This window comes from Micromonospora sp. WMMD961 (genome assembly GCF_029626145.1).
Taxonomy (GTDB): domain Bacteria; phylum Actinomycetota; class Actinomycetes; order Mycobacteriales; family Micromonosporaceae; genus Micromonospora.
Genome location: NZ_JARUBJ010000002.1, coordinates 2,876,948 through 2,885,000, shown reverse-complemented (window position 1 = coordinate 2,885,000; position 8,053 = coordinate 2,876,948). Strand labels below are relative to the sequence as shown.

General features: G+C 71.8%; 7 protein-coding genes. 3 read left to right on the top strand and 4 right to left on the bottom strand.

Features of this window, described 5'->3' with window-relative positions; all coding sequences use genetic code 11:
• Positions 1-321 precede the first annotated feature (321 nt).
• Positions 322-1,614, bottom strand: a complete 1,293-nt coding sequence (gene tyrS / locus O7614_RS13625; protein ID WP_278142252.1) for a tyrosine--tRNA ligase — start codon at positions 1,612-1,614, stop codon at positions 322-324.
• A 106-nt stretch (positions 1,615-1,720) separates the two neighbouring features.
• Between tyrS and O7614_RS13620 the strand changes: the two genes are divergently transcribed.
• A complete protein-coding gene (locus O7614_RS13620; protein WP_278142251.1) occupies positions 1,721-2,104 on the top strand; it encodes a PaaI family thioesterase in 384 nt (127 codons plus the stop codon).
• A gap of 19 nt (positions 2,105-2,123) precedes the next feature.
• Here the strand turns inward: O7614_RS13620 and O7614_RS13615 are convergent, their stop codons facing one another.
• The 3 genes from O7614_RS13615 to O7614_RS13605 all read right to left on the bottom strand — a co-directional run bounded on the left by O7614_RS13615 (position 2,124) and on the right by O7614_RS13605 (position 4,739).
• Positions 2,124-3,461: a hemolysin family protein gene (locus O7614_RS13615; RefSeq protein ID WP_278138814.1), complete on the bottom strand. Its 1,338-nt coding sequence runs from the start codon at positions 3,459-3,461 to the stop codon at positions 2,124-2,126.
• A gap of 126 nt (positions 3,462-3,587) precedes the next feature.
• Positions 3,588-4,229 (bottom strand): hypothetical protein, encoded by a 642-nt coding sequence (locus O7614_RS13610; RefSeq protein WP_278138813.1) that lies wholly within the window; start codon positions 4,227-4,229, stop codon positions 3,588-3,590.
• Positions 4,230-4,238: 9 nt separating this feature from the next.
• Entirely contained in the window at positions 4,239-4,739 is a 501-nt protein-coding gene (locus O7614_RS13605) for a GNAT family N-acetyltransferase (protein WP_278138812.1), read from the bottom strand.
• Positions 4,740-4,882: 143 nt separating this feature from the next.
• On the opposite strand from O7614_RS13605, the gene ppdK reads away from it, so the two are divergent.
• Entirely contained in the window at positions 4,883-7,543 is a 2,661-nt protein-coding gene (gene ppdK, locus O7614_RS13600; protein ID WP_278138811.1) for a pyruvate, phosphate dikinase, read from the top strand.
• A gap of 11 nt (positions 7,544-7,554) precedes the next feature.
• Entirely contained in the window at positions 7,555-8,007 is a 453-nt protein-coding gene (locus O7614_RS13595; RefSeq protein ID WP_278138810.1) for a hypothetical protein, read from the top strand.
• The last annotated feature ends 46 nt before the right edge of the window (positions 8,008-8,053 follow it).

Here is an 8,053-nt window from a genome sequence, read left to right as displayed (position 1 = left end):
CGGCTTTCGCCGCTCTCGTCACGGATTTGGCAGGCCGGCCGCTGCGGTGTCCCGCACGCTCGCCCGGTGCCCTGCCGGTCGCAAACCTTACCCGGTCGGCTTCGCCGCACCAAATCCGCCTCGCGGCCAATCCGGCAAGCCCCGCCCGGCCGAGTCCCACAGGAGCGAACCCCCATCTGACCCGGTTGCCAGCTCGTTTCGCAGCCTCAGGACTTTCGCCCTGTTTGCCCCGTTCCGCGCTGGCAGAGAGAAAGTTACGCGTCCGGCGGGATGATCGTCAAATCCGCCGAACGCGTCCCCCGTCACACCGTCGACAGCCAGCTATTCGCCCAGCTCGACGCCCGCGAACGAGCGTTTGCCGCGGCGCAGGACCAGGTAACGCCCGTGCAGCAGATCGGCTGGCGAGACCTGGGCGTCCACCTCGGTCACCCGGTTGTTGTTCACGTACGCGCCGCCCTCGGCGATCACCCGGCGAGCCTCCTTGAGGCCACCCACGAGGCCCGAGTCCCGCAACAGACCGGCCACGTCCGGCAGGTCGCCGGAGAGTCGCACCAGGCCGGCCTCGGTCAGCGCCGCGCGCAGCGTCTCCGCAGCCAGCTCGTCTAGCGACCCGCGCCCGAAGAGCGCCTGACTGGCCGCGATGGCCTGCCGCGTCTCCTCCGGCCCGTGGACAAGGCTGGTCAGCTCCTCGGCGAGCGCCCGCTGCGCCAGGCGGGCCGCCGGCCGTTCGGCCGTCGCCTTCGCCAACTCCTCCAGCTCCTCACGCGTACGGAAGCTGAAGTAGCGCAGGTAGCGGTCGACCTCTCGGTCGTCCACGTTGAGCCAGAACTGGTAGAACGCGTACGGGCTGGTCAGCGTCGGGTCGAGCCAGACGGCACCGCCCTCGGTCTTGCCGAACTTCGTGCCGTCGGCCTTGGTGACCAGCGGTGTGGTGAACGCCTGCACCGGCCCCGCACCTCGCCGGCGTACGTAGTCGACGCCCGCGGTGATGTTGCCCCACTGGTCGGACCCGCCGAACTGGAGCTGGCAGTCGTGTCGGCGGTGCAGCTCGAAGAAGTCGTTGGCCTGGAGCAACTGGTAGCTGAACTCGGTGAAGCTGATGCCGGTCTCCAGCCGGGCCCGCACCACCTCCCGCGCGAGCATCTTGTTCACCGGGAAGTGCTTGCCCACGTCGCGCAGGAACTCGACCACCGACATCTCGCCGGTCCAGTCCAGGTTGTTGACCAGTTGCGCCGCGTTGTCGCCCGTGTACGACACGAAGGGCGCCAACTGCTCCCGGATCCTCTCGACCCAGCCGGCGATCACCTCGGGCGGGTTGAGCGTCCGCTCGGCGCTCTCCTTCGGGTCGCCGATCTGCCCGGTCGCCCCGCCCACCAGCAGCAACGGGCGGTGCCCCGCGAGTTGCAGCCGGCGGGCCGTGGTGACCTGCATGAGCGAGCCGACGTGCAGGCTCTGCGCGGTGGGGTCGAAGCCCACGTAGTAGGTGGTGGACTTCCCACCGTCGAGCAGCTCGCGCAGCTCGTCGAGGCCGGTCGAGTCCTGAATGAGGCCACGCCAGAGCAGGTCGTCGGTCAGGGAGTCCCGCCCGGGCGGCGGGAGGCTGCTGTCGGTCACGGTCACCGATTCTCCCCCATCGCCGGCACCGACCCGTACCGGGTTTGCCGCAACCCGTCCCGGTTAGGCTTGCGCCAAGTTGATCGAGGAGGGATGTGCCGTGGAGATGCCGGACCTGACGGGTGGTCTCGTCGCCCTGCTCGGCCTGACGTTCAAGGAGGCGTCCGCCGACCGGGTGGTCATCAGCTGGCACGTGCGACCGGAGCTGCACCAGCCGTACGGCATCCTGCACGGCGGGGTGTACTGCTCGGTCGTGGAGACCGCGGCGAGCGTGGGTGGCGGCCTCTGGCTGGCCGACCGCGGGACCGTGGTCGGGGTGTCGAACCAGACCGACTTCCTGCGGGCCGTCCGGGACGGGGAGCTGACCGCCGTCGGCACCCCGGTGCACCGGGGCCGCAGCCAGCAGCTGTGGCAGGTGGAGATCACCGATGCCGACGATCGGCTGGTCGCCCGCGGTCAGGTGCGGCTGCAGAACCTCGCACGCGACTGAGCCGCGGCACCCGGGCGGCTCAGCTGCGGGCCTCGTCCAGCACCGGCTCCGCGGTCGCCTCGGCGTCGGTGTCGGTGTCGGTGTCCTCGGGTACGCGGCTGAGCCGTACCTCGGTGATCGCCCGGTGATCGATGCCCGCCACCATCAGCACCCAGCCGTCCAGGGTGACGTCCTCCCCGGCGACGGTGGGGATGTGCCCGAGCCGGGCCAGCACCAGCCCCGCGACGGTGGTGTAGTCCCCGGCGGGTCGCGACGGCAGCTCGACGCCGACGTCCGGGAGGTCGTGCACCGGGAAGGTGCCGGGCAACAGCAACGCGCCGTCGGGGTCACGGCGCACCGAGTTCACGTCCCGGTCGGTCTCGTCGTAGATCTCTCCGACGATCTCCTCCAGGATGTCCTCCAGCGTCACGATGCCGTCGACGGCGCCGCGCTCGTCCACGACCAGCGCGATGTGCTGACGCTCGGCCTTGAACTGACGCAGGGCGTCCACCACGGGCAGCGAGTCGGGCAGCAGCATGGGGGGTCGGGCGATCTCGTCGACCGGGCGGTCGTCGGGCACTCCCACCAGGTCGCGCAGGTGGATCACGCCGGCCGTGTCGTCCAGGCCGCCGTGGCGCACCACCGGAGCGCGGGAGTGCCCGGTGGCGGCCAGCACGAGCCGCGCGGCCTCCGCGGTGGTCCCGCTGTCGAGCGTGAAGACCTGCAACCGGGGTACGAGGACAGCCCGCAACCGCCGATCCGCGATCTCCACCGCCCCGGCGATGATGGTGCGTTGCTCCTTGGTGAAGCCGTGGTTGCCGGCGACGATGTCCCGTAGCTCGTCCGGGCCGATCTCCTCCGGCTCGTGCTTGGGGTTGAGCCCGACCAGGCGGACCACCAGGTCGCTGGTGGCGCCCAGGGCCCAGACGGCCGGGCGGGTGAAGGAGGCCAGCAGGTCGAGTGGGCGGGCCACCAGCAGCGCCCACCGCTCGGCGGACTGCATGGCGATCCGCTTGGGCGCCAGCTCGCCGAAGACCAGGGTGACGAAGGTCAGCGCGAGGGTGACCGCCACGATCGCCACCGTCTCGGCGGCGCCGCCGAACACCCCGAGCAGCGGCACCAGGGGCTTGGCCAGCGAGACCGCCGCCGCGGCGGAGGCCAGGAAGCCGGCGAGGGTGATGCCGATCTGGATGGTGGCGAGGAAGCGGTTCGGGTCCTTGGCGAGCCGGGCCAGCACCCGCCCTGCGCGGCTGGTGCGCTCCAGCCGCTGGATCTGGCTGTCCCGCAGTGACACCAACGCCATCTCGCTGCCGGCGAAGAGCGCGTTGATCACGATCAGGATTCCGACCAGGGCCAGTTGGCTCCCGTAGCTCTGCACGCCCGGTTCGCTCCCTCTCCGGTGGTGGCACCGGCAGATACGCGCGGCGCCCGCCGGTCGGTGAGCCCGCTCGGCGTAGGCGTGTCTTTGCCCCGTCCCGTGCCGGCCGAATCCTGCCCCGCGAGCCTACGCGGAATCGGTGGTCGCCGGCACGGGCAGGTCGAGGACGTACGAGTCGCCCTCCGGGCGGAAGCCGAGCCGGTGGTAGTAGGGGGCGACCATCCGGGGCGGACTGACCACCCGGTGGAAGCCCCGTTCGGTGAACAGGTGGCTGCGCCGGTAGACGAACTCACCCGGGGTGAAGTCACGGAACTTCGGGGTCACGTAGTCCAGGTCGATCTGGGCGACGCCGCGCGCCTCGGCGTGCGACAGCACCACCCCGACCACCTCGTCGGCCGTGACCACCAGGAACGCCGAGCGCCCTGACGCGCCCGGGTCCCAGTGGAAGTCGGGGTTGAAGCGGGCGATGTCGGCGGCGTGCACCCGCAGCGTGTGGGCGAGGAACTGGTCGCCGACGCCGACCTCGACCACCTGGTAGGTCTTCTCGTCGTGGCGGGTGGCCAGCATCCCGCGCAGATACCAGATGTTGATCACCGCGAGCACGATGTTGAGGCCGACCATGGGCCAGACCTCGATCGCGGCGTTGTAGCCGATCAACACCACGCAGCCGACGAGGTTGAGCGCGCGCAGCCGCAGGACGCGCGACTGCAACAGCGACCAGACCAGCACCGCGGAGCCGGCCCAGCCGACCAGATCCAACCAGTTCACTCCGCGAGACTAGTGCCCGCCCAGGTCAGCGCCATCGGCGGGCAGCTCCAGCAGCCACTCCTCGACGTCTTCGCCGCGGCCGTTGGCGTACCCCGAGTCTTCACCGACCACCACGAACCCGCACTTGCGGAGCACCGCGAGGGACGCGGCGTTGTCCTTGGCGGCGCGGGCGTGCACCGGTCGGGGCAGCTCGCGCAGGAGGGCGGCCAGGGCCGCCGTGGCGTGCCCCCGACCCCAGCGCGCGGGGTCGATCCAGTAGCTGACCTCGGTCTGGTCGTCGACCGGGAAGGCGCTCACGTAGCCGACCACCTCGCCGTCGGCCTCGACGGTGCGGACCAGGTTCACCGGGTCGGTCAGCACCCGGGCCCAGTGCTGGGCGAACTCACGACGGTCCGTGGGGTCCTTGGGGCCGAACGCCGCCATCCGGTTGGCCTCCGGGTCCTGTTGGTGCAGGAAGAACTCCACGAGGTCGTCCTCCAGGACCGGTCGCAGCCGCACATCGGAAGTCATCGGGTGAGGGTACGCACCGGCGGTGACAGTGCGGGACCTCTGGCGGGCGGACCGTACCGTCCGGCCCTGCCGACGGCCCCGCAGACATTGGTACGAACAGATGGAGAGGTCCGTGCGGCAAACGGAATGTGGAGGCCGGAGCCATGCCCAAGTACGTCTACGACTTCATCGAGGGTGACCGGGGCAGGGCCGACCTGCTGGGTGGCAAGGGCGCGAACCTGAGCGAGATGACCCGGCTGGGGTTGCCGGTGCCGCCGGGGTTCACCATCAGCACTGACGCCTGTCGCGCCTACCTGCGCACCGGTGCGCCTCCGGACGGGCTCTTCACCGAGGTCAACGCGCACCTGCGCGACGTGGAGGCGCGTCTGGACCGCCGGCTCGGCGACCCGCACGACCCGCTACTACTGGCGGTCCGCTCCGGTGGCCGGTATTCGATGCCGGGGATGATGGAGACGGTACTGGACATCGGGCTCAACGACAGCACGGTCGGTGGTCTGGTCGAGCACAGCGGTGACGCCCGGTTCGCCTGGGACTCGTACCGGCGGTTGATCCAGATGTTCGGTCGTACGGTGCACGGGCTGCCGACCGAGGAGTTCGAGCGGGAGTTGGCGGCGCTACGCGCGACGGCCGGCCCGGCCGGGCCGAACGCCGAACAGTTGCGCGACCTGGTGGAGACGTACAAGAAGATCTTCGCCGCCCAGGTGGGGCACGAGTTTCCGCAGGCCCCGCACGAACAGCTCTACCTGGCCATCCGGTCGGTGTTCGAGTCGTGGAACTCCCAGCGCGCGCGGTTGTACCGCCGCCAGGAGCACATCCCGGACGACCTGGGCACGGCGGTCAACGTCATGGCCATGGTCTTCGGCAACCTCGGCCCGAACTCCGGCACCGGGGTGGCGTTCACCCGTGACCCGGCCAGCGGCGCGCCCGGTGTCTACGGCGACTATCTCGCCAACGCACAGGGTGAGGACGTGGTGGCCGGCATCCGCAACACCGTCGGCCTGCCCGAGCTGGCGCGCATCGACCCGGTGAGTTACCGCCGACTGCTGGAGATCATGGCGACGTTGGAGCGGCACTACCGGGACCTGTGCGACATCGAGTTCACCATCGAGCGGGGGCGGCTCTGGATGCTGCAGACCCGGGTGGGCAAGCGGACGGCGGCGGCCGCGTTCGTGATCGCCGCGCAACTGGTCGACGAAGGGCTGATCACGCTGGACGAGGCGCTGCACCGGGTCACCGGCGCTCAGCTGGCTCAGCTGATGTTCCCGGCGTTCGACCTGGCCGGTGCGCCGCGACCGCTCGCCGTCGGCCTCGGCGCCTCACCCGGCGCCGCGGTGGGGCGCGTCGTCTTCGACTCGGCAGCCGCCGAGGCGGCGGACGGACCGGTGATCCTGGTGCGCCGGGAGACCAACCCGGACGACCTGCCCGGCATGATCGCCGCGGCGGGAGTGCTCACCTCGCACGGCGGCAAGACGTCGCACGCCGCCGTGGTGGCTCGGGGTATGGGGCGTACCTGCGTCTGCGGCGTGGACGCGCTGCGCATCGACGCCGAGCGCGGCGAGTTCACCGTCGGCGACCAGGTCGTCCGGGCCGGTGAGGTGGTCTCGATCGACGGGATCACCGGGAAGGTCTACCCCGGCGAGTTGCCGGTGCGGCCCTCGCCGGTCGCCCGCTACCTCGCGGGTGAGCTGGCACCGGAGGCCGATCCGCTGGTCGTGGCGGTGCACCGGCTACTCGGGCACGCCGACGCGGTGCGCCGGCTGGGCGTACGCGCCAACGCGGACTCCGGGGCGGACGCCCGGCGCGCCCGACGCCTCGGTGCCAGCGGAATCGGGCTGTGCCGCACCGAGCACATGTTTCTCGGGGCCCGTCGGGAACTGGTGGAGCGGCTGATCCTGGCCGACGGGCCGGACGAGGTGACCGCGGCGCTGGACGCGTTGCTGCCGTTGCAGCGGGCCGACTTCGTGGAGATCCTCACCGCGATGGACGGGCTACCGGTGACCATCCGGCTCATCGACCCGCCACTGCACGAGTTCCTGCCACCGCTGCACGAGCTGACCGCGCGGGTGGCCCGCGCCGAGGCACTCGGCGAGGATCCGGGCCGCGACGGTCGGCTGTTGCGGGCCGTACGCCGCATGCACGAGGCCAACCCGATGCTCGGGCTGCGCGGCGTGCGGCTCGGGCTGGTGATCCCGGGACTGTTCGCCATGCAGGTCAGGGCGATCGCCGAGGCCGCTGCGCAGCGGGTGGGCGACGGCGGCGACCCTCGCCCGGAGATCATGGTGCCGTTCGTCGGCGACGTGCGGGAACTCCGCGCGGTGCGCGCCGAGATCGAACCGGTCCTTGCCGGGGTGCCCGACGCGCCGGAGATCCCCCTCGGCACGATGATCGAGGTGCCGAGGGCGGCGCTGACCGCCGGTGAGATCGCCGGCGCGGCGCACTTCTTCTCCTTCGGCACCAATGACCTGACCCAGACCGCGTGGGCGTTCTCGCGTGACGACGTGGAGGGTTCGTTCTTCGACGCCTACCTGGAGCGGGGGATCTTCGAGCTGTCTCCGTTCGAGCGCATCGACCCGGTCGGCGTGGGCCGCCTGGTCCGGCTTGCCGTCGCCGAGGGTCGGGCGGCCCAACCGAAACTCACCATCGGGGTCTGCGGCGAGCACGGCGGCGACCCCGACTCGATCGCGTTCTTCGCCGACGCCGGCGTGGACTACGTCTCCTGCTCGCCGTACCGGGTGCCGATCGCCCGGTTGGCCGCCGGACAGGCCGCGGTCGACGCCACCACCGGCACGTCCGACTCCCGATAGGAGGCAGCGCCATGACCGCGATCCTCAACCCCACCGGTGCCGCGCCGCTGAACCCGGTCCCGACCCGACGGGCGCCCGAAACGCCGGCCGCGGCGGTCACCGAAGGGCCGGTAGGCCCGGTGCTGGAACTGCCGGGCACACCGGCGACCGCGCTGGTGCCGGTGGTCCGTGACGGCCGGGCGACGGGGGCGTACGTCCTCTCCGGCGGGCGGGTCCGGTACCGGCCGGTGACCGACCCGGACCGGCTGCTCGCCGCGGCGACCGGCGCGTTCGCGGTCGCCGTGCTCACCGCGGCCGTCGCCGTGGTCGGGCGCCGCAAGCCGCCGGCGATCGGCGCGGTGACGATGGGGCCGGGCGGCTGGGTCAGCCTGCGGGGTGTCCGCGCGCCGGCGCTGCGCTCCGCGACACCGCGCCCGTGGTGGGCGCGGGCGCTGCGGGCCCGCCGGCTGGTCGTCGACCGCTGAGCGCCGGGGCCGCCGGGGCCGTGTTGCGACCCCGGCGGCCCGCGCG